The sequence below is a fragment of the Caulobacter sp. GW821-FHT09B08 genome, assembly GCF_059418225.1.
On record NZ_JBWKPL010000010.1, the window covers coordinates 16,820 to 37,275 of the forward strand.

A 20,456-nucleotide genomic window follows, 5' to 3' on the forward strand; every position below is an offset into this window, starting at 1 on the left:
GATCCGTTCATGCAGCGCATGCTCGCCGCCGGCCTGGCCGTCTTGCTCCTGGCCTCGGCCGCCACACCGGCCCTCGCCGGTCCGAAGGCCCAGCCGCTGCCCAAGGCGGTCTTCGTCGATCCGCCCCGCGACCCGGTCCATCCGGCCGACATGGCGGCCTTCACCGTCCCGACCGGCGGGGTGCGGGTCAACGCCGTGATGTACCTGGCCTCGGGCGACCAGCCGCATCCGACGATGCTGTTCCTGCACGGCTTCCCGGGCAATGAGACCAATATCGACCTGATGCAGGCGGTGCGCCGGGCCGGCTGGAACGTGCTGAAGATCAATTATCGCGGCTCGTGGGGCAGCCCCGGGAAGTTCAGCTTCGCCAACGCCCGCCTCGACGGCGAGGCGGCCGTGGCCTTCCTGTTCGACCCCGCCAACGTCGCCAAGTACCGCATCGACACCAGCCGGATCGTGGTGGCCGGCCACAGCATGGGCGGCTTCATGGCCGCCGACGCCATGGCCGCCGAACCCCGCGTGGCCGGCACGGTGCTGATCGACGCCTGGGACATCGGCAAGGAGAAGGCCGGGATCACGGACGCCGCCGCCCGCAAGGCCGCGATCGAGGGCATGCGGCCCGACACCGCGCCCCTGGCCGGGACCAGCGCCGAACTGCTGGTCAAGGAGATCGAGACCGACTCCGCCAAGCTGGACCTGGAAGCCCTGAGCGCCCGGATCGCCGCTCGCCCCCTGCTGCTGATCGGCGCCGAGCACGCCGGCGCGCCGACCACGCGCAAGCTGGCGGCGGCGGCGAACGCGACCCCGGGCGCGGTCCTGACCGAAACCTACATGGACACCGACCACAGCTTCTCCGACAGCCGCATCGCGCTGGAGGCCGAGGTGCTGCGGTGGCTGGCCCGCTTCGACCCGGCCTCGGCCAAGGTGGGCACGCCGCAGATCCCGCTGCAGGCGCCCTATGACGAGAACAACCCGTTCGCCAAGATCCTGCGCGGCGAGATCGTGGTGCCCAAGGTCTACGAGGACGACCAGGTGTTGGCCTTCATGGACCATGCCCCGGCCGAGCCCGGCCACGTGCTGGTGATCTCCAAGACCTCCAAGGCCCGCAACATCCTGGAGATCTCGCCCCAGGACCTGTCGCGGATCATGACCGTGGCCGCCAAGGTGGGCCAGGCCGAGGTCGACGGCCTGGGCGTCGGCGGCTTCACGATCGTCCAGAACAACGGCGTGGGCCAGAGCGTGCCGCACCTGCACATCCACGTGATCCCCCGCACGGCCGGCAAGCCGCTGCTGTTCGTCGAGAACGAGAAAGGCGATCCCAAGGACATCGAGGCCCAGGCGGCGAAGATCCGAGCGGCGATGAAGCCATAGATTCCGCTCATCCCGGCGAATGCCGGGACCCAGATCCCAAACGGCGGCGCTGATTGGAAGAGCTCCGAGCCTTTGGCGTCAGCCTCAAAGCCATTCCATCTGGGTCCCGGCATTCGCCGGGATGAGCGGATTTAAGTGAGTTTGGCGATCACCGCCCGCGCCGCCGCCACGCCGGTGGCGAAGCAGGCCTGCAGCAGGTAGCCGCCGGTCGGGGCCTCCCAGTCCAGCATCTCGCCGGCCACGAAGACGCCGGGCGCGGCCTTCAGCTCCAGGCCGTTCAGCGCCTCGAACGACAGCCCGCCGGCCGACGAGATCGCCCGCTCCAGACCTTGCGTCCCGGTCAGGGTCAGCGGCGCGGTCTTGATCGCCGCGGCCAGGGCGTCGGGGGCGACCGGCAGGGCCAGGCCGTGGGCCTCGCGCAGCAGGCCGATCTCGACCGGCGACAGGTGGGCGGCCTTGCGCAGCCAGCTCGACAGCGACTGCCCGCCGCGCGGCTTGGAGAGACGCGCGGTCAGCTGCTCCAGCGGCACGTCGGGCCGCAGGTCGATCTCCAGCGTCGCCGAGCCCCGCGCCTGCACCGCATCCCGCAGCGCCGCCGACAGCGCGTAGACCGCCCCGCCCTCCAGGCCGTAGCCCGCCGCCAGGGCGTCGCCCCGCGCCGTCCGCCCCTCGAAGCTCAGGGCGAGGTTCTTGAGCGGCGCACCGGCGAAACGCTCCTTGAACACCGGCGTCCAGTCGACCGTGAAGCCCACATTGGCCGGCCGGAACGGCGCGATCTCGGCGCCGCGCGCGGCCAGCCAGGACGCCCAGGCGCCGTCCGAACCCAGCCGCGCCCAGCTGGCGCCGCCCAGGGCCAGGATCGTCGCGCGCGGCCGCACGACGCTCTCCCCGTCGGGCGTGTCGAAGGTCAGGTCGCCGACCGCGTTCCAGCCGGTCCAGGCGGCGCGGAGGTTCAGGGCCACACCCTGCTCTTCCAGTCGCGCGATCCAAGCCCGCAGCAGGGGCGAGGCCTTCAGCGCCTTGGGGAACACCCGCCCGCTGGTGCCCACGAAGGTCGCCTGCCCCAGCCCTTCGGCCCAGGCCACGAGGTCGGCGGGCGAGAACGCCTCCAGCATCGGCCGCAGCACCGGCGCGGCCCCGCCATAGCGGGCGGCGAACCGCTCGAAGTCCTCCGAATGGGTCAGGTTCAGCCCGCCCCGCCCGGCCATCAGGAACTTCCGCCCCAGGGTCGGCATACGCTCGTACACGGCCACCGACAGCCCGGCGCCGCTCAGCGTCTCGGCCGCCATCAGCCCGGCGGGTCCGCCGCCGATCACGGCGACGTCTGGAGTCTGGAGTTCGGTCACGCGGGCTCGATGTCGGTCACCGAAAGCCCTGCTTTCTCATTCGCGTCACGCTCATCGGCTGCTCGCGCTTCCCGGACCGCGATTTTGATGGCCTCGCTCAGGCTTACGCCCCGCTCTTTGGCAAACGACTTCACCATCGCGCAGGCTTCGGGATTTGCGACATGAAGAGCCACGGGGATTTGCCTCTACGGAAGATCGAGATCGCTGCTTCCGAACCTATCATCAGCAAACACCTCAACAAGCACCCAAGCCCCCAAACGCAAAGCGGGCGCTGGATCGCTCCAGCGCCCGCTCGCTTAACTTAAGTCCGAAGTGCTTAGGCGTTGACCGAAGCGACGTCGACCTTGAAGCCCGGACCCATCGTCGAGGACAGGCCGATGCGCTTCACATAGACGCCCTTGGCGCCCGACGGCTTGGCGCGGTTCAGCGCTTCGACCAGGGCCTTGACGTTGACCAGCAGGGCTTCGTCGGTGAACGAGATCTTGCCGATGCCGGCGTGGACGATGCCCGCCTTCTCGACGCGGAACTCGACGGCGCCGCCCTTGGCGTCCTTCACGGCTTGGCCGACGTTCGGGGTCACGGTGCCGACCTTCGGGTTCGGCATCAGGCCGCGCGGGCCCAGCACCTTACCGAGGCGACCGACCAGGGCCATCATGTCCGGGGTCGCGATGACGCGATCGAAGTCCATGAAGCCGCCGGCGATCTTTTCGTACAGGTCTTCGGCGCCGACGTGCTCGGCGCCCGCCGCGGTGGCTTCGGCCGCCTTGGCGTCCTTGGCGAAGACGGCGACGCGGACGTCGCGGCCGGTGCCCGACGGCAGGTTCACGACGCCACGGACCTGTTGGTCGGCGTGACGCGGGTCGACGCCGAGGTTGACCGAGATTTCGACCGACTCGTCGAACTTGGCCTTGGCGTTGGCCTTCACCAGCTTGATGGCTTCGGCGACGGCGTGGGTGGCGTCACGATCGCCGGTCCAGGCCTGGATGCGCTTGGGTTGCTTGGCCATGATCTTAGGCCTCCACGATCTTCAGGCCCATGGCCTTGGCGGAGCCTTCGATGATCTTGGCCGCGGCCTCGATGTCGTTGGCGTTCAGGTCCTTCATCTTCTTTTCGGCGATCTCGCGCAGCTGGGTGCGCGTGACTTCGCCGACGGTCTCGCGACCGGTCAGCTTCGCGCCCGACTTCAGGCCGGTGGCCTGCTTCAGGTAGTGCGTCGCCGGGGGGGTCTTGGTGACGAAGGTGAACGACTTGTCCTGATAGACCGTGATGACGGTCGGCAGGGGAGTGCCCTTTTCGACGTTCTCGGTGCGCGCGTTGAACTCCTTACAGAAGCCCATGATGTTGACGCCGCGCTGACCCAGAGCCGGGCCGATGGGGGGCGAAGGCGTGGCGGAGCCGGCCTTCACCTGGAGCTTGATATAGCCCAGGATCTTCTTAGCCATATTATCCTCTCGTGAGGGCCGGAGCCCTCGCTGGTGAGCCGTGGTGCGGGCTTGGCGTCCCTCCCACGGATTTGATCCCGCCATATGGCGAGCACGCCCCGGAACGAGGTCCCGGCGCGAAGGCGCGGCATGTAGCAGGTGAGCGGCGGCGAGTCTAGGGCGGGGGCTGATCGATGAACATCGTGTTCGACGGCCCGCAGCCGGTGACATACAGCACCACCGGTCCATCCTTGGCCGTGCCGAAGTGGGCGTCCAGCTTGGGTTCGCTGTAGAGGCTGCCCGCCGGCAGGTCCTTGGTCTGGGCCGGGTCGAACTTGCGGCCATAGCCGATGGACCAGGTCCCGGAGACCACCGTGGTCGTGCGGGTGTCCTCGTGGGTATGGGCGGCCAGCACGAAGCCGGCCGGAATGGCTAGCCTTTCGGTATAGAGGCCCGTCTTTTTCGGATTGCCGTAGAGCACCGTGGCCTGGATTTCGCCCGGCTTGCCCATGCTGGGCAGGGCGGCGATCTCGGCTGGGGTCAGCCGGATCTGCGGCGGCGTGGCCGCGCCTCCGCATTGATCCGCATCGACCGCCGCGACCTTGGGGGCCTCGGCGGCGGGCGGCGGCGCGCAGGCCGAACCGGCCAGGCACAGGACCGCGAGGGTCCAGGGACGAAGGAGGCGCATGGCGAAATCCCGTTTGGAGAGCACGCTCGCACACTCTTCCTATTGTTGAGCTTGCGCCAGGACAAACCGTGAAGCTTGCCCGGCTATTTTCCGCGCTCGCGCCGCACCGCCGTCTCGGTCAGGTCGAAGACCAGCTTGGAGGCCCCGGCCGCGACCAGCCACAGGAAGGCCAGGATGCGCAGCAGCGGCGCGGCGTGCGGATGCTGGGCGGCCAGCGCCAGCAACAGGACGAAGCCCCCGACGGCGGCCAGGGCCAGGGCGAGGGAGGCGAGCTTGCAATGGAAGGCGGACATCGGACGGCTCCAGCAGAAGCGTCCTTGTCGCGCCGCCTGCCGTAAAGGCGCCATGCGGCCCTGGCCCGCCGGCGTAAGCGGGCCGTAAAGGCGGCTACATCGCCAGCATCCAGATCGCCATGGCCACCATCATCACGTTCTCCAACAGCGAGACGAAGCCCAGCGGCACATTGCTGTCGCCGCCCACGCAGGCGCATTTCAACTCGCGCTTGTCGATATAGACCGCCTTGAACACCGACACCGCCCCCACCCCGCCGATGAACAGGGCCACGGGCGCCGACAGCCAGGTCAGGGCGCCGGCGATCATCAGCACCCCCGCCCCGACCTCGGCGAACGGATAGATGCGGCCATAGGGCAGCCAGCGCTGGGCCAAGAGGTCGTAGCCCAGGAACATGGTCGAGAAGGTCTCGACGTCGCGCAGCTTCAGCATGCCCAGGGCGCACATCGAAAAAGCGACGAACCACTGCAGCGCATGGACCGTCAGGACCTGGCCGCTGGTGGCGTAGCTGACGGCAAGGGCCATCAGGGCGGTGACGGCGAACACCGCGATCACCGGCGTGTAGGTCAGGGCCTTGGGGTCGCGCACCTTCAGGCCGAAGTGACGTCGCAGATCGTCGTAGCCGCCGATCCGCTGGCCGTCGATGAAGGCCTGGGGCGTGGTCTTGACCCCGTGGGCGGCCTTGAAGACGTCGATCTCCTCGCGGGTGGTCAGCAGGTGATCCTCGACCGCATAGCCCTTGCGGCGCAGCAGGTCCCTGGCCCGCAGGCCCCAGGGGCAGACGTGCTGGGCGGTGACCATCCGGTAGAGGACGGCGGTGGGCGGGGCGGTCATGGCGGGTCTCCGACTTGTCCAAGAACAGGACCCGGCTCATATGGGTTCCGTACCATGGTACGGAGTCAAGACATGAAGATCGGAGACCTGGCCCAGGCGGGCGGCGTCGGGGTGGAGACCGTGCGCTACTACCAGCGGCGGGGCCTGTTGGACCAGCCGGCCCGGCCCGACGGCGGCGGCGCGGCCGGCGGCGTGCGCCGCTACGGCGAGGCCGACGCGCGCCGGCTGCGCTTCATCCGCGCGGCCCAGGCGGCCGGCTTCACCCTGGAGCAGATCGCCGAGCTGCTGGCCCTCGACGCCAGCGACGACCACGCCAAGGCCCGCGGCCTGGCCCTGGAGCGCATCGCCGCCCTGGACGAGAAGATCGCCGAACTCCAGGCCGCCCGCGACGCCCTCAAGCGCCTGGCCCGCACCTGCAGCGAGACCACCTCGGGCCCCTGCCCCATCCTGTCGGCGTTCGAGGGGGCGTGAGGCGTGGAGGGGATAATCGCGACGTCCGGGAAGGGTGGTTTGCTGACCCTCGATCATGGCGCGCTTAGGGTCCGAGATCTGCCGTAGCCCGAGGCCGTCTTCTTCTGCCGCCGGAAAACGATAAGAGCAGCGCCGCTTTCAAATCACCAGGGGATGCTCTGATTTTCCCAACGGGTGAAGGTCCCGGACGGGGCGTCGGGGCCGAGTCTGGCGACCCGCACGACTTCTCTCGCGCCATCCTCGAGCGTGGCGGTTCCCTGATGGTTGTTGAGCGCCGTGCTCGTGAACTCGGGCGACACGAGGTTCACCTTGATGCCGTCGTTCTCGTGCTCGATCATCATCGACAGCCCGATGATGTTGAGAGCGCTCTTGGAGCCCGCATAGGCGGGACTGAACATCTTTCGATAGGGAAACGCCGGATCCGCATTGAGCGTCAGCGATCCCGCGCCGCTGGTAACATTGACGATCCGCGCATCCGACGACAGGCGCAGCAGCGGCAACATCGCCTGATAGACGGCAAGGGCGCCGAAGACATTGGTTTCCCAGATCGCCCGCACCTCATCGAGCGACACGACGCTGGTGGCGTTGGAGGCCATGTAGTCCTCAAGCGCGACGTCGTTCCGTTCCGACCGCGAGATGGCGGCGTTGTTGACGAGCAGGTCGAGGCGGCCGAACTGGGACCGGATGTGTTCGGCGGCGGCGGCGATCGAGGCCGGGTCGGTGACATCGAGCTGCACCGCAGCGGCGTTGGCGCCGATGGCCTTGGCGGCGACCTGTCCGCGCTCCAGGTTGCGAGACCCGACCAGAACGGTCACGCCGTCCGACGCCAGCTCCTTGGCGACCTGAAAGCCAACGCCCTGATTGGCTCCGGTGATCAACGCGATGCGCTTGTGCGGCATGTCAGTCTCCTGGTAATGAATTAAACGGAACGTGTTCCACATGCATAAGCGGAACATGTTCCGAATAGCAATGAGATTGTTTTGAGCAAGCCCACTCCTGATCCCGAGCCAACGCCCGTGAAGCCCGAGGGGCGACGCGTGCGCGCCGATGCGGAGCGAAACCTGCGCAGCCTGTTGCAGGCCGCCAAGGCGGTGTTCGCCGAGGCCGGCGTCGAGGCGCCCGTGCGCGACATCGCCGACCGGGCCGGCGTGGGGATCGGCACGGTCTATCGACACTTCCCGCAGCGCGCGGATCTGATCGCGGCGGTGTTTTCGCAGGAGATCGAAGCCTGCGCCGACGCCGCCGACCGACTGGCCGCCGAGCGCCCGCCCTTCGCGGCCTTGGCGTCCTGGATGCAGGCGTTCGTTCAATTGGCGTCGACGAAGAGCGGCTTAGCCCAGGCCTTGCATTCCGGTGACCCGGCGTTCGATTTCCTGCCCACGCGCCGGGATCAGCGACTTCGTCCCGCTTTCCGAAAGTTGTTCACCGCCGCCTTGGACGCGGGCGAAATCCGGAAGGGCGTCGAGGCGGACGACTTCCTCGACGCCGCTGCGACCCTTTGCATGTCGATCAACAAGTCCAGACCTGATCAAGCCGAGCGGCTGGTTATGCTGCTTGTCGATGGGCTACGATTTAACCCAGAAATTCAGGACACAAGGTGAAGGTCCGACGAGGGTCGACAGCGGACCCCATGGGTCGGTGCAAACCTTATATCTCCTGGAGGCTGCAGCGTGCCGGGCTGGACAGGTCAGTCAAGGACCGCCCTCCGGGCGGCCGCGGCGCGGCGACGCGGCGCGTCGTCCTTGAGTGACCTGCCCAACCCGGCGATCGTCTCGCCGTGAGATGTAAGGATGGCTCCCCTTCGTGGGCGAAGGCGGGCTCGGCTCTCCTCACGCCGGAAACGGGGCGATGGGGACGACGGCCGGGGACACACGCATGCGTGTGTCCCCATCAGCGGGCTCTATCCCTAGCGGATAGCAAACAGACTTCAGCAATTTCAATCGCTTGAACTTTCTCGAGCTAACTTATCCCCATCGCCTGGACCTCCCGTATCCTGATCTCACCTGAAAGCACGGGAAGGGCGTCCGGCCGGCGACCGAACGGCTTTCAGGGGTGGTCGAGCGGGAAGCGCTCGCCGGTGGTCCTTCAGTGGACGCCAGGGACGGCTTGAGGCAGGCGCTCCGATGCAAGGGGCCGAAGCCTCGGCGCCTCGGTGGTCGGCGGGTTCAACAGGCAGGGGCTGAAATCGCCTCTGCGGTCCGGGACATGCCAATGTCCCGCCCGTCGGGGGCCTCCATCGGAGCGGGTTAAAAATCCGCGATCCGAAGGCTTCCGGATAACGGTCCACGCGAAGCGCTCGAACTTCGTCGAAACGGTATTCAAACCTGCAAATCATCCGGGCGAGGCCCGGGCGCTTCGCACCCTTCCCACCCGCTCATGACCTTTGGCGTGAGAGCGCACCCACTTGCCCCCACCTGACCGCTTCGCGGTCTGTCCGCCCCCGTAGGGGGCGGAGGACGCCTGAAACAGCAAAAACCCCGCGCTTTGCGAGCGCGGGGTTTTCGAAAGCTTCGGCGATCAGGCCGCCCTTAGGCGATCTTTTCGACCTGGCTGTATTCCAGTTCCACCGGGGTGGCGCGGCCGAAGATCGAGACGGTGACGCGCAGGCGGGCCCGCTCCTCGTCGACCTGCTCGACCGAGCCGTTGAAGCTGGCGAACGGACCGTCGGTGACGCGGACGTTCTCGCCGACCTCGAACAGCACCACGGTCTTGGGACGCTCGACGCCCTCTTCGATCGTGCCGATGATGCGCTGGACTTCCTTTTCGGAGACCGGCTGCGGCTTGGAAGCGCTGCCCAGGAAGCCCGTGACCTTCGGGGTGTTCTTGATCAGGTGGTAGGCTTCGTCCGAGAGGTTCATCTTCACCAGGACGTAGCCCGGGAAGAACTTGCGCTCGGCGTTGACCTTGCGGCCGCGACGGATCTCGACGACGTCCTCGGTCGGAACCAGGATCTCGGAGAAGCTGTCTTCCAGACCGTGGCTCTTGGCCTGCTCGCGGATGCTCTCGGCCACCTTCTTCTCGAAGTTCGAGTAGGCGTGGACGATGTACCACTTGTGGTTCGGATTGGACGCGGTTTCGTTGCTCATGAGGTTTCTTATCCCGCCGCGATCTTGAGGAGCAATTGCGAGCCCATGCCCAGGATCCAGTCGGCCAAGGTGAAGAACAGCGAGGCCATGACCACCATGATGAAGACCATCACCGAGGTGATCCAAGTCTCCTTGCGGGTGGTCCAGGTGATCTTGCGGGCCTCGGCGCGGACTTCCTGCGCGAACCGCATCGGATTGAACGGCTTCTTCGGCGCGGCCGGAGCCTTGGCCGCAGCGGCGGTCGCTTGACCGGCGGGCGCGAGCGCCGCGGCCGTCTTCGCGGCGCGGTTCTTGATCGCTGACGGGCTGGAACCCGGTTTCCTGGCCATGACTTAAGAGGCTCGCGACTTTCGATGGTCGACCCGAAAACCGGGCGACCGATGACATATAGTGGCAGGAGTGGAGGGACTCGAACCCACGACCCTCGGTTTTGGAGACCGATGCTCTACCAGCTGAGCTACACTCCTGCGGAACCGCGATCCCCTTAGCGGAGATTCCGGCTTTCCGGCAATGAACATCGCGCCGGTAGGCTCTTTGAAGCCCGCCGGCGCGTTGGTCTCATCGCCAGAGCCGCGTCGTGTAGCAGGGTCGTTCGAGCCCGGCAAGCGGCCCGGGGCGGTTCTCGTATTGAAAGACGGGGATCGGGCCCGCGTCCGGCGCGTTAGGTCTGGTCCAGCGCCGAACGGCCAGAAGGAGGACGCGCCATGCCGACCGCCCACAGCCTGACCCCGGACCGCCCGTCCAACCACGAGGTCGAGAACGAGAACCAGCGCCCGTCCAAGGGGCTGGACGCCAGCCATCACGACGGCAAGGCGCCGCGTCCCGCCACCGAACCCGTCGGGGCGGAGAAGAGCTCGGACTCGCCGAAGACCCGGACCGATCCGGGCTCCGGCGAGGCCTGAAGGCCGATCAGCCGGCCTTTTCCGGCGCGGGCGCCGGGGTGAGCGCGGCGCACTGGATGTTCAGATACGACCACTTCACGTCGGTCAGCTTGCGACCGCACTGGGTGTTCTCACCCTGGTCGCGTCCTTGCAGCGAGATCGCCACGCCCTTGGCGGGATCGGGCGCCGGCGTGGCCCCCGAAAGGTCGTAGTACCCGCCGCCGGGACCGCGAACCACCATGCACGAAGTGTTCTCGACCGGCCGCACGCAGCCCGAGGCGGAGACCGCCTTGCCTTCGAGAGAGACTTGCTGCGCCTGGGACTGGCCGGTGTTCCCGGTCTCGTTTCCACAGGCCGTCAAGCCGAACGCCAACACACTGACCGCCGCGGCGGCCATCACAAACCTTACCCGCATCCGTTCCTCCGTATCGTTGGCTCCAACACCCGGTCAGGTGGTGGGGCAAGAGGAAGAGTGCGCCCGGTTTCAGGGGGCGGCAATCACAATTTTGACACGGTTCAAAAATCGCTCTTCGCCGGTTTTGACGGTTTTGCGGAAGATTTTCTCAAAGCCCTTTCAGACCGCGAAAGTTGACATCCAGCCGGGTCTGCTCACATGACACCTTGCCGCCTCAGGGCCGTGGCGGCGTTCCATCTAGAATCCCGCGGTGCGCCGCGCGTCCAGGACTTGAAACGCACATTATGACGGCCACCGAAACCGCCGCCCCGCCCGCCGCTCCCGCCAAGGAAGCCGCCTGGAACACCGAGACGGTGCTGTGGGTGAAGCACTGGACCGACCGCCTGTTCAGCTTCGCCATCACCCGCCCGGCCAGCTTCCGCTTCCGCTCGGGCGAGTTCGTGATGATCGGCCTGCCGCCCCGCGAGGAGCTGGGCGAGAAGAAGCCGATCCTGCGCGCCTATTCGATCGGCTCGCCGCACTTCGCCGAGGAACTGGAATTCTTCTCGATCAAGGTGCCCGACGGCCCCCTGACCTCGCGCCTGCAGCAGATCAAGGAAGGCGACCAGGTCCTGCTGGGCAAGAAGCCGACCGGCACCCTGGTGCTGGACGCCGTGCGTCCCGGCAAGCGCCTGTTCCTGTTCGGCACCGGCACGGGCCTGGCGCCCTGGCTGTCGGTGGCCCGCGACCCCGACGCCTATGCCCGCTTCGAGCAGGTGATCGTCGCCCACGGCGTGCGCGAAGTGCAGGAACTGGCCTATCGCGACCTGTTCACGTCCGAGATTCACGACGACCCGCTGGTCGGCGACGAGGCCAAGGCCCAGCTCGTTTACTACCCCACCGTCACCCGCGAACCGTTCGAGCGCCAGGGCCGGTTCACCGACCTGATCGAGAGCGGCAAGCTGTTCGCCGACCTTGGCCTGGAGCAGGTGAAGTTCGATCCCGAGCACGACCGCGCCATGCTGTGCGGCTCGATGGCCATGATCAAGGACACCGCCCACCTGCTGGAAGCCCACGGGCTGACGGAAGGCTCCAACGCCGAGCCGGGCGACTTCGTGATCGAGCGGGCGTTCGTCGGCTAGCAGGGTTTCCGCTCGTCCGACCTGGCAAGGAGTGTTCGGCGCGTGAGCGAAGACCGGCCGCAACTGAAGAACCTCTCCGTCGAGGAAGCGCGCGGCCGCATGCTGGCCGACGCCGTTCGGCTGGGCGTGGAATCGGTCGCCCTGCCCCAGGCCCTGGGCCGGGTGCTGGCCGCTCCGGTCACCGCCGACCGCGACCAGCCGCCCTTCGACGCCTCGGCCATGGACGGCTGGGCGATCCGCCGCGCCGACCTCGCGCCCGGCGCCCTGTTCCAGATCGCCGGCGAGAGCGCGGCCGGCCGCGCCCATGACCGCCCGGTCGAGCCGGGCCAGGCGGTGCGGATCTTCACCGGCGCCCCCGTGCCGCCCGGCGCCGACCTGGTGGTGATCCAGGAGAACGCCACCCGCGACGGAGACACGGTCGGCTTTTCGATCGACCGCGAGCCGCCGCCCAGCAACATCCGGCCGGCCGGCGGCGACTTCCGTTCCGGCGACGGCCTGCTGGCCGAGGGGGTTCGGATCGACGCCTGGCGGCTGTCCCTGGCCGCCGCCGCGGGACGGGCCGAGCTCGCCGTGGCCCGACGGCCGCGCGTCGCCATCCTGGCCACCGGCGACGAGCTGGTCCCGCCCGGCGCCACACCGGCCCCCGACCAGATCTTCGAATCCGGCTCGTTCAGCCTGGCGGCCCTGGTCCAGGCCTGGGGCGGCGAGGCGATCAAGCTGCAAGCCCAGGCCGACGACCTCAACGCCATCGCCCACGCCGTGGAGGGCGCCCAGGCCGACCTGATCGTCACCGTGGGCGGGGCCTCGGTCGGCGATCACGACCTGGTCAAGCCGGCCCTGGTGGTCCTGGGCCTGACGCTGCGGGTCGAGACCATCGCCGTGCGCCCCGGCAAGCCGACCTGGTTCGGAACGCTTGGAGACGGCCGCCGCGTGCTGGGCCTGCCGGGCAATCCGGCGTCGGCCCTGGTCTGCGCCGAGCTGTTCCTGCGTCCGCTGCTGGCCGCCCTGACCGGCGCCGATCCCGCCCTGGCCATGAGCGCCGGCGTGCTGGAGACGCCCCTGTCGGCCGGCGGCCCCCGCGAGCACTGGATGCGCGCGGCCCGGACCATCGACGCCGAAGGCCGGGTGCGGGTCACCCCCTTCCCCGACCAGGACTCCTCGCTGATCGGGGTGTTCTCGCGCGCCGACTGCCTGGTGGTCCGCCCGGCCGGCGCCCCGCCGGCGGCGGTCGGCGAGGCGGTGAGCCTGCTGCCCCTGGCGCGAGGCTGAGCTTTGACGCGTGGGCGAAGTTTTTCGTCCGGTTGACGAAAGCGCGCCAGCTTCACCGATGTTAGGGTTCAGGCTTCCTCAGGAGGCCTGACATGCCCGCCCAGCTTCGCCACTTCGCCATCAACGCCGACGACGTCCAGCGCGCCAAGACGTTCTACGAAACCGTGTTCGACTGGCGCTTCGATCCGTGGGGCCCGCCGAACTTCTACCAGGTCAAGAACGCCGGCCAGGGCGTGCAGGGCGCCCTGCACGAACGCCGCGACCTGGTTCCGGGCGTGCGGATGACCGGCTACGAGAACACCCTGGGCGTGGCCGACCTGAAGGCCACCATCGCCGCCATCGAGGCCGGCGGCGGCAAGATCGTCATGCCGCCCTACCGCATCGAGGGCGTGGGCGAGCTGATCTATTTCGAGGACACCGAGGGCAATCTGGCCGGGGCCATGCAGTACGAGCCGGGCGTCTTCGATTGAGCCCCAAGGGCGCGCAGCAGGTCGGCGACGGGTTCGACGTCCGCTCCCTGGCCCTGACCTTCCGGCCCGGCGCCGTCCTGGGCCGGCACGCCCACGCCTGGGGCCAGCTGGTGTTCGCCAGCACCGGCGTCATGCGGGTGGCCACCGACACGGCGACCTGGCTGGTTCCGCCCACCAAGGCCATCTGGATCCCCGCGGGCCTCTCCCACCAGATCCTGTTCGGGAGCGAGGTGGCCATGCGCACCCTCTACATCGCCCCCGAACGCGCCGCCGCCTTGCCGCCCGACCTCCGGGCCCTGGAGGTGGCGCCGCTGCTGCGCGAGCTGATCCTGCACATCCTGAAGATCGGCATGCTGTCGCCCGACCGGCCCGAGCACGACCGGCTGGCCGGACTGCTGATCGACCTGCTGGCCGACGCTCGGCCGCAGGACCTGTCCCTGCCCCTGCCCAGCGACCGGCGCGCCCTCGCCCTGGCGGCGCTGCTGCGGGACCGCCCCGAGGACGACCGCGACCTGGCCGACCTGGCGCGCGAGGCCGGCGCCGGCTTGCGCACCCTGCAGCGGGTCTTCGTCCGCGAGACCGGCCTGACCCCGGAGGCCTGGCGCCAGAAGGCGCGGCTGATCCACTCGGTGGCCTGCCTGACCGCCGGCGCCAGCGTCACCGAGGCGGCCCTGCGCAGCGGCTATCGCAGCGTCGGCGCCTTCATCGGGGCCTTCTCGCGCCAGTTCGAGGTCACGCCTGGCCGCTACCTGTCGCGCTGACCCGACTGGCGACAGAGGCGACGACGCACGCGCAGCGTGCTAAGCCCGCTTCGAAGCGGCTTCGCGACGGCCGCGGCGGGAGTTTCGTCGATGGGTCGAGCGGGCAAGATCGGAGCGCACGTGGCGCTGGCCTTCGTGGCCATGCTCCTGGCCCAGCTGCTGACCGCCGGTCTCGAAACCTTCTCCGCCCAGGCCCTGTCGTTCGCGGCCCACGCGGCCCTGTTCGCCGGCTCGGCCCTGCTGGTCGAGATCCTGTTCCAGGTCGAGCGCTCGCCCTGGCGGTTCTTCGCGGCCAGCGACGGCCTGCGCCTGGCCCGCTCGGCCCTGCTGTCGGTCCTGACCTTCGCCCTGGTCGCCCGCCTGCTGGACGTGCGACAGCCGGGCGGCCTGCGCACCCTGGCCGCCGCCTTCCTGCTGCAGCTGATCCTGCTGGCGGGTCTGCGGATCGTGCGGCGCACCCTGCACGACGACATTCTGGTGGAGTCCCTGACCCGCCTGCGCCCGGCGCCCGCCTCGCCGGCCCTGCCGCGCCTGCTGATCGTCGGCTCGGCCGTCGAGGCCGAGGCCTTCCTGCGCGCGCCCGCCGCCCTGGGCGAGCGCTACGCCCCGGTCGGCGTGCTGACCCCCGACGCCCGCGAGACCGGCGACGAGCTGGGCGGCGTGTGCGTGCTCGGCGTGGTCGACGACTTCGACACGGTGATGGCCCAGCTGCGCGACGGCGGCCTGCAGCCGGCCGCCCTGCTGTTCCTGGCCGACGGCCCGCCCAGCGCCTTCGGCGCCGAGCGCCTGGGCCGGCTGAAGACCGAAGGCGTGCGCCTGCTGCGCCGCCAGGGCGGCCTGGTCGACATGGCTGGCGGCGCCGCCCTGCGCGAGATCAGCCTGGAAGAGCTGCTCAGCCGCGCCCCGGTCCGCCTGGACCCTGCCCCGGTCCACGCCCTGATCGCCGGCAAGCGGGTGCTGGTCACCGGCGCGGGCGGCAGCATCGGCTCGGAGCTGGCCCGCCAGATCGCCGCCGCCGGCCCCGCCCAGCTGACCCTGCTGGACGCGGCCGAGGCCAACCTCTTCCACATCGACCGCGAGCTGGGCGAGGCCTGGCCCACGCTGCCCCGACGCGAGGTGCTGTGCGACGTGCGCGACGCCGCCCGCCTGAACCTGGTGTTCGCCGCCGAGAAGCCCGACCTGGTCTTCCACGCCGCCGCCCTCAAGCACGTGACCCTCGTCGAGAACCACCCCTGCGAGGGCGTGCGCACCAATGTGCTGGGCAGCCGCAACGTGGCCGCCGCCGCCCAGGCCTGCGGCGCGGCCCACCTGGCCCTGATCTCCACCGACAAGGCCGTGGCCCCCGCCAGCGTCATGGGCGCCACCAAGCGGGTGGCCGAGGCCGTGGTCCGGCAGTTCGGCGGCGATACCCGGGTCAGCGTCGTGCGGTTCGGCAACGTGCTGGGCTCGGCCGGCTCGGTGGTGCCGATTTTCCAGCACCAGATCGCCCGCGGCGGCCCGGTCACCCTGACCGACGCCGAGGTCGAACGCTATTTCATGACCATCCCCGAGGCCGTGCAGCTGGTGCTGCGCGCGGTGGCCCTGTCGGCCGGCGATATCGAGCCCCCCACCGGCGTCTTGACGCTAGAAATGGGCGAGCCGGTCAAGATCATCGACCTGGCCCGGCGGATGATCGAGCTGCAGGGCCTGGTCCCCGACAAGGACATCGAGATCCGGATCACCGGCCTGCGCCCCGGCGAGAAGCTGACCGAGGCCCTGGTCGATATCAACGAGACCGCCCGGCCCAAGGCCCAGGGCGTCACCGAGGCCGCGCCCGTCTCGCCCCTGGCCCCGATCGCCCCCGCCGCCCTGGCCGCCCTAGAGGCCGCCGCCCTGGCCGGCGACGAGTTCGGCGTGCGCACCCAGTTGTTCGCCATGGTCGAAGGCCTGCGCGGCGTCTCTCCCGCTCCGCTTTCTGCCCCACCGACCTCCGGCAAGCCCGCCCGGGCCCGAACAGCCAAGGCCGCGACCAAGGCCTGAGCTGTCGCGCGACAGGCGAGCGGAAAAGCCAGAATCAGAGTCCCATGCTTTGGCTCGCCGCGCTTTCAAAGGGCGGGCAAGGCCGAGCGTCTCGATGTCGGGACGGTCGGCGGGCCGATGGGAACCTGAATGTTCGATCAGACGGTGGACGTCACCCGCCTGGACGGGTTCGTACGCTACACCCGAGGCATCGTCCGGGCGCGCCTGATCCTGGTCGGCGGCCTGTCGATCCTGCTGGCCCTGCACGGCACGCCCGACATGATTCTGTTCGGCGTCGTGGAAGCGGCGCTCTACGCATTGCTGTTCCTGGCCACCGAGCTGGCCCTGCGCCATCCCGAGCCCCTGGTGGCCCTGCCCCGCCTGCACCGGCGCTCGATCGTCCTGGTCTGCCTGCTGTCGGTCAATGTCTGCGCCCTGGCGGTGAAGATCCGCCTGCTGGACGGGGCGATCATGCGGGTGGAGTCGGCCCTGCTGGCCACGTGCGTGCTGCTGTTCGCCGCCCTGCGCGTGCACACCGGCAAGGTCAGCTATGTCACCGCCGTGGCCCCGCCGGTCGCCACCCTGATCTGGATCACCCTGGACCCGGCCCTCCCCTTGGCGGCCAATCACTACTTCATGGCCATGACGCTGTTCGTGGTCGCGGTCCTCGCCGCCACCGGCCGCCAGCAGGCCACCGACCGCGCCCTGGCCCAGGCGATGCGGGACCTGGCCCGCAAGAACGCCGACCTGACCCAGGCCATCGCCGAGGCCAAGGCCGCCGCCCGCGCCAAGTCCGACCTCCTGGCCGTGGCCAGTCATGAAATCCGCACCCCGCTGAACGCCGTGCTGGGCTTTGCCCACGCCCTGCGGCGCGACACCTTCCTGACCCCCACCCAGGCCGAGCTGTCCCAGGGGGTGATCGACGGCGGCGCCCAGCTGACCCGGCTGCTGGACACCGTGCTGGACCTGACCAAGGTCGAGGCCGGCAAGGCCAGCCTGGCCCTGGCGCCCGTAGACCTGCGCCGCCTGGCGCGCGGCGTGGTGCGGGTCTGGAGCGCCCACGCCCAGGCGGTGGGCGTATCGCTGGCCTTCGAGGACGCCGACCCGACCCTGGCCTACGGCGTACTGGCCGACGAGGCCAAGCTGGAGCAGACCCTGGCCAACCTGGTCTCCAACGCCCTGAAAGCCACGCCCTCGGGCGGCTGGGTGACCGTGCGCCTGGCCGGCGTCGCCAAGGGCCTGACCCTGGCCGCCCTGGTCGAGGTGCGCGACACCGGCCCCGCCGTGCCGGCCGAGGATCGGGCCCACATGTTCCACGCCTTCGACCAGACCGAGCGCGGCCGCACCCTGGGCGGCAGTGGCCTGGGCCTGTCGATCTGCGCGGCCAATCTGGCCCTGATGGGCGGCGAGATCGGCGTCGACGACGCCCCTGACCCCACGCCGCGCGGCAAGGGGATCCAGGCCAAGGGCGGCGCGGTCTTCTGGTTCGCCTTCGAGGTCGCCGTCCAGGTCGCCCCGCCCGCCATCGCCCCCGCCGAGCCCCGCGTCGCCGGGCCGGTCCGGGTGCTGGCCGCCGAGGACAACGCCGCCAACCGCCGGGTGCTGGCCGCCCTGCTGGCCGCCTCGCCGGTGGAACTGGTCTTCGCCGAGGACGGCGCCCAGGCCCTGGACGCCTGGCGGACCGAGGCCTTCGACCTGGTGCTGATGGACGTCAACATGCCGGTGCTGGACGGCCTGGCCGCCCTGGCCGAGATGCGCCGCATCGAGGCCGCCTCGCCCCGCCCGCGCGTGCCGGTCTGGATGCTGACCGCCAACGTCTTCGACGACGACGTCGCCCGCTACCGCGCCGACGGCGCCGACGGGGTGCTGCGCAAGCCGATCGACACCGTGGCCCTGTTCTCGCTGCTGGCGGCGGTGGCCGAAGCGAAGGCCAAGATCGAGGAAGAGCGACGGCTCATCGCCTGAGGCGATTTCCGGAACTCAATGTTTTGCGGCTCGTTCGCATCCCGGACAGACCGTCGCGGGCGCCTGGCCTGGGAGCCTCGGTCTGCCAGAGAAACGACGCGGAAATGACGGCCGTCCCAGTCCATGGTCTTGTGACCTGCGCGCTCGCCCTCGCGCTGATCGCTGCGGCCGCCCCTCGGGCGATCGGAACGATGTCGGCATTGGCGGAAAGGCCCCGACAGGTTCGGCGGAGGCCCGGGCCTATGTCGCCCAGTTCACGAAGAAGGATCCCGAGGCCTGCTTCAAGGATGTGGCGCTGAAACAGCCGGAGCTGAAGGGACCTGCCCATGACATCGGCCCACGGGTTCCGCCGACGCGCGTGATCGTGATGATCGACGGGTCCGGTTCAATGGCCGGACGCATGGGCGGCCGAACCAAGCTCGAACTGGCGCGCGAGGCGGCGCTCGGCTTTGTCGACGCACTGCCGGCATCGGTGCAGACGTCCCTGCTGGTCTTCGGCCAACAGGGAAACAACAGCCAGTCCGGCAAGGCGAAATCCTGTTCCGCCATCGACGTGCTCGCGCCGATGTCGACGGACCGGGGACAACTGCGAACGGCGCTGGGACAGGTCGGCGCGGTCGGCTGGACGCCGCTCGCCGCCGGGCTCGATCGCGCCGAGGCGCTGCTGGCCGCCTCCGCCACGCCTGGGGAACAGGTCATCTATGTCGTGTCGGACGGGGAAGAGACGTGCGGCGGCGATCCCGTGGCCGTCGCCCGCCGGATCAACGGCGGCCGCACGCGGGCGATCGTCAACGTCATCGGCTTCAACCTGCCGTTGGCCGAAGCGGCGAAACTGACCGCGGTCGCGCGGGCGGGCGGCGGCGGGTTCGTCAATCTGTCCAACCAGGCGGAGCTTGAGCGATACACGGCGCAGGTGCGGGAATCGATCCGGCGGACGGACAACGAAGTCGCGACCAGCATCGCCACGACCGACAATAACGTGGCGACCAGCATCGCCATCACCGACGCCGAGACCTGCATCTCTATTCTCGCCACCGACGAGGACACGGCCATGTCCATCGACCTCACGGACCGCGAAACGGCCGGCCGGCCGGTAGCCTTCCGGGAGGAAGCCAAGGCCCTGTTGAAGGCGCGCCACGATGCGCTGCGGGCGAGGGTCGAGGCCTATCGGGCCAGACTGACCGACGCGGAGGCCGGGGCGAGACGGCGCATCGATTCAGCGGCGAACGCGGCCCACTGAGCGTCCGCCATCCCTTGCCAAGCACCGCATGGGCGTTAAAGCCGAGTTCGATCGTCGGACTGGGGTGGTTAGGAGACGTTAGAGCAGAGCGCTCAACCAACCCCTAAAAGCCCGCCAAGCCCCGACCACCTTACGGGTGAACAATGCATCTTTGGGTTTCCCCAAAGAGACGGTTCTCTGGAACCAATACACATTCATCGCACCCAGGAAGTCCGCCGCCATCACCGGGAAGCCTGATGCGTCGCCGATGACAGAGTCGATGCCGCAGCGCGGACAGAGGGCCGTTCTGGGTTCATCATCGACCCAGTCCTCGATATCGGCGGGCGGGAAAACAGCCAAGCAATAGAAGCAGCCACAGGAGGTACTTCTCGCGATCTCTTCGTCGTGACGTGCGCAGTGTTTATGCGCGGCAACGAGAGTGCTTTCCGCCGGTCCAGCCGACCGCAGTTGAGCGAGCGCGGCGTCAATTTCCGCTTTGGTTGGCGCGCGGCTGTCGTCCTCAAGAAAGAAGATCGCCTCGCTGACTGCCTCATCCTCAAACTCGAAGTCGTCGCTCATAATGAGCGCGTCAGCGATATAGTTGGCCAACTCGAAATCGAGCGTCCCTTCCGAGACCGCTTGTAGGAGCCTTGAAGCATGCTCACGCGTCACGCGGGTTTCGGGCGCATCCGTCAGGATGATCGAGCCGACGCCGCCGGAAGCGAGAGCTTCATTACACGCCCGCACTTCGCCACGAATTTCTGCGCTGAACACGTCCGCGCTAAGCGACCCGGTGAGGAAGGCGATCAATGAGCGTTGGTCCATGCCGCCATCGTACACAGGGACCGA

The 20,456-nt window shown here is 69.0% G+C and carries 24 protein-coding genes and 1 tRNA gene; 12 read left to right on the top strand and 13 right to left on the bottom strand.

Going from position 1 to position 20,456, the window contains the following annotated elements:
- Positions 1–9: 9 nt before the first annotated feature.
- Positions 10–1,371: an alpha/beta fold hydrolase gene (locus AC07OA_RS22535; protein ID WP_494666065.1), complete on the top strand. Its 1,362-nt coding sequence runs from the start codon at positions 10–12 to the stop codon at positions 1,369–1,371.
- A 131-nt stretch (positions 1,372–1,502) separates the two neighbouring features.
- Here AC07OA_RS22535 and AC07OA_RS22540 read toward each other — a convergent pair whose 3' ends face one another.
- The 7 genes from AC07OA_RS22540 to AC07OA_RS22570 form a co-directional block, all read right to left on the bottom strand.
- A complete protein-coding gene (locus AC07OA_RS22540) occupies positions 1,503–2,717 on the bottom strand; it encodes a BaiN/RdsA family NAD(P)/FAD-dependent oxidoreductase (protein WP_494666066.1) in 1,215 nt (404 codons plus the stop codon).
- Positions 2,714–2,890, bottom strand: coding sequence for a type II toxin-antitoxin system VapB family antitoxin (locus AC07OA_RS22545; RefSeq protein WP_494666067.1), 177 nt, complete (start codon positions 2,888–2,890; stop codon positions 2,714–2,716). Before AC07OA_RS22545 ends, AC07OA_RS22540 begins: the two co-directional genes overlap by 4 nt.
- A 143-nt stretch (positions 2,891–3,033) precedes the next feature.
- Positions 3,034–3,723 carry a 50S ribosomal protein L1 gene (gene rplA, locus AC07OA_RS22550; protein WP_494666068.1) on the bottom strand — a complete coding sequence of 230 codons (690 nt, stop codon included), beginning with the start codon at positions 3,721–3,723 and terminating at the stop codon, positions 3,034–3,036.
- A 4-nt stretch (positions 3,724–3,727) separates the two neighbouring features.
- The gene (gene rplK, locus AC07OA_RS22555; protein ID WP_494666069.1) at positions 3,728–4,159 is read right to left on the bottom strand and encodes a 50S ribosomal protein L11; all 432 of its coding nucleotides are present in this window, start codon (positions 4,157–4,159) and stop codon (positions 3,728–3,730) included.
- Between the two features lie 154 nt (positions 4,160–4,313).
- Complete coding sequence (locus AC07OA_RS22560) at positions 4,314–4,826, bottom strand: cupin domain-containing protein (RefSeq protein ID WP_494666070.1); 513 nt, start codon at positions 4,824–4,826, stop codon at positions 4,314–4,316.
- Between the two features lie 83 nt (positions 4,827–4,909).
- Positions 4,910–5,119 carry a hypothetical protein gene (locus AC07OA_RS22565; RefSeq protein ID WP_494666071.1) on the bottom strand — a complete coding sequence of 70 codons (210 nt, stop codon included), beginning with the start codon at positions 5,117–5,119 and terminating at the stop codon, positions 4,910–4,912.
- A 94-nt stretch (positions 5,120–5,213) separates the two neighbouring features.
- The gene (locus tag AC07OA_RS22570) at positions 5,214–5,951 is read right to left on the bottom strand and encodes a MauE/DoxX family redox-associated membrane protein (RefSeq protein ID WP_494666072.1); all 738 of its coding nucleotides are present in this window, start codon (positions 5,949–5,951) and stop codon (positions 5,214–5,216) included.
- A gap of 72 nt (positions 5,952–6,023) precedes the next feature.
- Between AC07OA_RS22570 and AC07OA_RS22575 the strand changes: the two genes are divergently transcribed.
- A complete protein-coding gene (locus AC07OA_RS22575; protein WP_494666073.1) occupies positions 6,024–6,422 on the top strand; it encodes a MerR family transcriptional regulator in 399 nt (132 codons plus the stop codon).
- A 143-nt stretch (positions 6,423–6,565) separates the two neighbouring features.
- On the opposite strand, the gene AC07OA_RS22580 is transcribed toward AC07OA_RS22575, so the two are convergent.
- Positions 6,566–7,321 carry an SDR family NAD(P)-dependent oxidoreductase gene (locus tag AC07OA_RS22580; RefSeq protein WP_494666074.1) on the bottom strand — a complete coding sequence of 252 codons (756 nt, stop codon included), beginning with the start codon at positions 7,319–7,321 and terminating at the stop codon, positions 6,566–6,568.
- 81 nt (positions 7,322–7,402) lie between these two features.
- Between AC07OA_RS22580 and AC07OA_RS22585 the strand changes: the two genes are divergently transcribed.
- A complete protein-coding gene (locus AC07OA_RS22585; RefSeq protein ID WP_494666075.1) occupies positions 7,403–8,023 on the top strand; it encodes a TetR/AcrR family transcriptional regulator in 621 nt (206 codons plus the stop codon).
- A gap of 927 nt (positions 8,024–8,950) precedes the next feature.
- Here the strand turns inward: AC07OA_RS22585 and nusG are convergent.
- The 3 genes from nusG to AC07OA_RS22600 form a co-directional block, all read right to left on the bottom strand.
- Positions 8,951–9,508 (bottom strand): transcription termination/antitermination protein NusG, encoded by a 558-nt coding sequence (nusG, locus tag AC07OA_RS22590; protein ID WP_029907256.1) that lies wholly within the window; start codon positions 9,506–9,508, stop codon positions 8,951–8,953.
- A gap of 8 nt (positions 9,509–9,516) precedes the next feature.
- Positions 9,517–9,837 carry a preprotein translocase subunit SecE gene (gene secE / locus AC07OA_RS22595; protein WP_494666076.1) on the bottom strand — a complete coding sequence of 107 codons (321 nt, stop codon included), beginning with the start codon at positions 9,835–9,837 and terminating at the stop codon, positions 9,517–9,519.
- A 62-nt stretch (positions 9,838–9,899) separates the two neighbouring features.
- Positions 9,900–9,975, bottom strand: a tRNA-Trp gene (locus AC07OA_RS22600).
- A gap of 237 nt (positions 9,976–10,212) precedes the next feature.
- Between AC07OA_RS22600 and AC07OA_RS22605 the strand changes: the two genes are divergently transcribed.
- The gene (locus AC07OA_RS22605) at positions 10,213–10,410 is read left to right on the top strand and encodes a hypothetical protein (protein WP_494666077.1); all 198 of its coding nucleotides are present in this window, start codon (positions 10,213–10,215) and stop codon (positions 10,408–10,410) included.
- A 7-nt stretch (positions 10,411–10,417) separates the two neighbouring features.
- Here AC07OA_RS22605 and AC07OA_RS22610 read toward each other — a convergent pair whose 3' ends face one another.
- Positions 10,418–10,630 carry a hypothetical protein gene (locus tag AC07OA_RS22610; protein WP_494666078.1) on the bottom strand — a complete coding sequence of 71 codons (213 nt, stop codon included), beginning with the start codon at positions 10,628–10,630 and terminating at the stop codon, positions 10,418–10,420.
- On the opposite strand from AC07OA_RS22610, the gene AC07OA_RS22615 reads away from it, so the two are divergent.
- From AC07OA_RS22615 to AC07OA_RS22650, 8 genes are all read left to right on the top strand, one after another.
- A complete protein-coding gene (locus tag AC07OA_RS22615) occupies positions 10,629–11,006 on the top strand; it encodes a hypothetical protein (RefSeq protein WP_494666079.1) in 378 nt (125 codons plus the stop codon). The genes AC07OA_RS22610 and AC07OA_RS22615 overlap by 2 nt on opposite strands.
- Before the next feature lie 82 nt (positions 11,007–11,088).
- Positions 11,089–11,925: a ferredoxin--NADP reductase gene (locus AC07OA_RS22620; protein ID WP_494666080.1), complete on the top strand. Its 837-nt coding sequence runs from the start codon at positions 11,089–11,091 to the stop codon at positions 11,923–11,925.
- A gap of 42 nt (positions 11,926–11,967) precedes the next feature.
- On the top strand, positions 11,968–13,194 hold the full coding sequence (locus AC07OA_RS22625; protein WP_494666081.1) for a molybdopterin molybdotransferase MoeA: 1,227 nt from the start codon (positions 11,968–11,970) through the stop codon (positions 13,192–13,194).
- A 92-nt stretch (positions 13,195–13,286) separates the two neighbouring features.
- The gene (locus AC07OA_RS22630; protein WP_494666082.1) at positions 13,287–13,664 is read left to right on the top strand and encodes a VOC family protein; all 378 of its coding nucleotides are present in this window, start codon (positions 13,287–13,289) and stop codon (positions 13,662–13,664) included.
- The gene (locus tag AC07OA_RS22635) at positions 13,661–14,425 is read left to right on the top strand and encodes an AraC family transcriptional regulator (protein WP_494666083.1); all 765 of its coding nucleotides are present in this window, start codon (positions 13,661–13,663) and stop codon (positions 14,423–14,425) included. The genes AC07OA_RS22630 and AC07OA_RS22635 overlap by 4 nt, the downstream gene beginning before the upstream one ends.
- Positions 14,426–14,515: 90 nt before the next feature.
- Positions 14,516–16,444 carry a polysaccharide biosynthesis protein gene (locus AC07OA_RS22640; protein WP_494666084.1) on the top strand — a complete coding sequence of 643 codons (1,929 nt, stop codon included), beginning with the start codon at positions 14,516–14,518 and terminating at the stop codon, positions 16,442–16,444.
- Between the two features lie 129 nt (positions 16,445–16,573).
- Entirely contained in the window at positions 16,574–18,388 is a 1,815-nt protein-coding gene (locus AC07OA_RS22645; protein WP_494666085.1) for a response regulator, read from the top strand.
- Between the two features lie 289 nt (positions 18,389–18,677).
- Positions 18,678–19,628, top strand: a complete 951-nt coding sequence (locus tag AC07OA_RS22650) for a VWA domain-containing protein (RefSeq protein ID WP_494666086.1) — start codon at positions 18,678–18,680, stop codon at positions 19,626–19,628.
- 78 nt (positions 19,629–19,706) lie between these two features.
- Here AC07OA_RS22650 and AC07OA_RS22655 read toward each other — a convergent pair whose 3' ends face one another.
- Positions 19,707–20,432, bottom strand: coding sequence for a hypothetical protein (locus AC07OA_RS22655; protein WP_494666087.1), 726 nt, complete (start codon positions 20,430–20,432; stop codon positions 19,707–19,709).
- Positions 20,433–20,456 lie beyond the last annotated feature (24 nt).

Bases quoted from the DNA above. Each gene is read 5' to 3' on its own strand.
- AC07OA_RS22535 (WP_494666065.1), top strand. From the start codon at position 10: ATGCAGCGCATGCTCGCCGCCGGCCTGGCCGTCTTGCTCCTGGCCTCG.
- rplA (WP_494666068.1), bottom strand. From the start codon at position 3,723: ATGGCCAAGCAACCCAAGCGCATCCAGGCCTGGACCGGCGATCGTGAC.
- rplK (WP_494666069.1), bottom strand. From the start codon at position 4,159: ATGGCTAAGAAGATCCTGGGCTATATCAAGCTCCAGGTGAAGGCCGGC.
- AC07OA_RS22560 (WP_494666070.1), bottom strand. From the start codon at position 4,826: ATGCGCCTCCTTCGTCCCTGGACCCTCGCGGTCCTGTGCCTGGCCGGT.
- AC07OA_RS22565 (WP_494666071.1), bottom strand. From the start codon at position 5,119: ATGTCCGCCTTCCATTGCAAGCTCGCCTCCCTCGCCCTGGCCCTGGCC.
- AC07OA_RS22570 (WP_494666072.1), bottom strand. From the start codon at position 5,951: ATGACCGCCCCGCCCACCGCCGTCCTCTACCGGATGGTCACCGCCCAG.
- AC07OA_RS22575 (WP_494666073.1), top strand. From the start codon at position 6,024: ATGAAGATCGGAGACCTGGCCCAGGCGGGCGGCGTCGGGGTGGAGACC.
- AC07OA_RS22580 (WP_494666074.1), bottom strand. From the start codon at position 7,321: ATGCCGCACAAGCGCATCGCGTTGATCACCGGAGCCAATCAGGGCGTT.
- nusG (WP_029907256.1), bottom strand. From the start codon at position 9,508: ATGAGCAACGAAACCGCGTCCAATCCGAACCACAAGTGGTACATCGTC.
- secE (WP_494666076.1), bottom strand. From the start codon at position 9,837: ATGGCCAGGAAACCGGGTTCCAGCCCGTCAGCGATCAAGAACCGCGCC.
- AC07OA_RS22605 (WP_494666077.1), top strand. From the start codon at position 10,213: ATGCCGACCGCCCACAGCCTGACCCCGGACCGCCCGTCCAACCACGAG.
- AC07OA_RS22615 (WP_494666079.1), top strand. From the start codon at position 10,629: ATGCACGAAGTGTTCTCGACCGGCCGCACGCAGCCCGAGGCGGAGACC.
- AC07OA_RS22610 (WP_494666078.1), bottom strand. From the start codon at position 10,630: ATGGTGGTTCGCGGTCCCGGCGGCGGGTACTACGACCTTTCGGGGGCC.
- AC07OA_RS22620 (WP_494666080.1), top strand. From the start codon at position 11,089: ATGACGGCCACCGAAACCGCCGCCCCGCCCGCCGCTCCCGCCAAGGAA.
- AC07OA_RS22630 (WP_494666082.1), top strand. From the start codon at position 13,287: ATGCCCGCCCAGCTTCGCCACTTCGCCATCAACGCCGACGACGTCCAG.
- AC07OA_RS22640 (WP_494666084.1), top strand. From the start codon at position 14,516: ATGGGTCGAGCGGGCAAGATCGGAGCGCACGTGGCGCTGGCCTTCGTG.
- AC07OA_RS22645 (WP_494666085.1), top strand. From the start codon at position 16,574: ATGTTCGATCAGACGGTGGACGTCACCCGCCTGGACGGGTTCGTACGC.
- AC07OA_RS22655 (WP_494666087.1), bottom strand. From the start codon at position 20,432: ATGGACCAACGCTCATTGATCGCCTTCCTCACCGGGTCGCTTAGCGCG.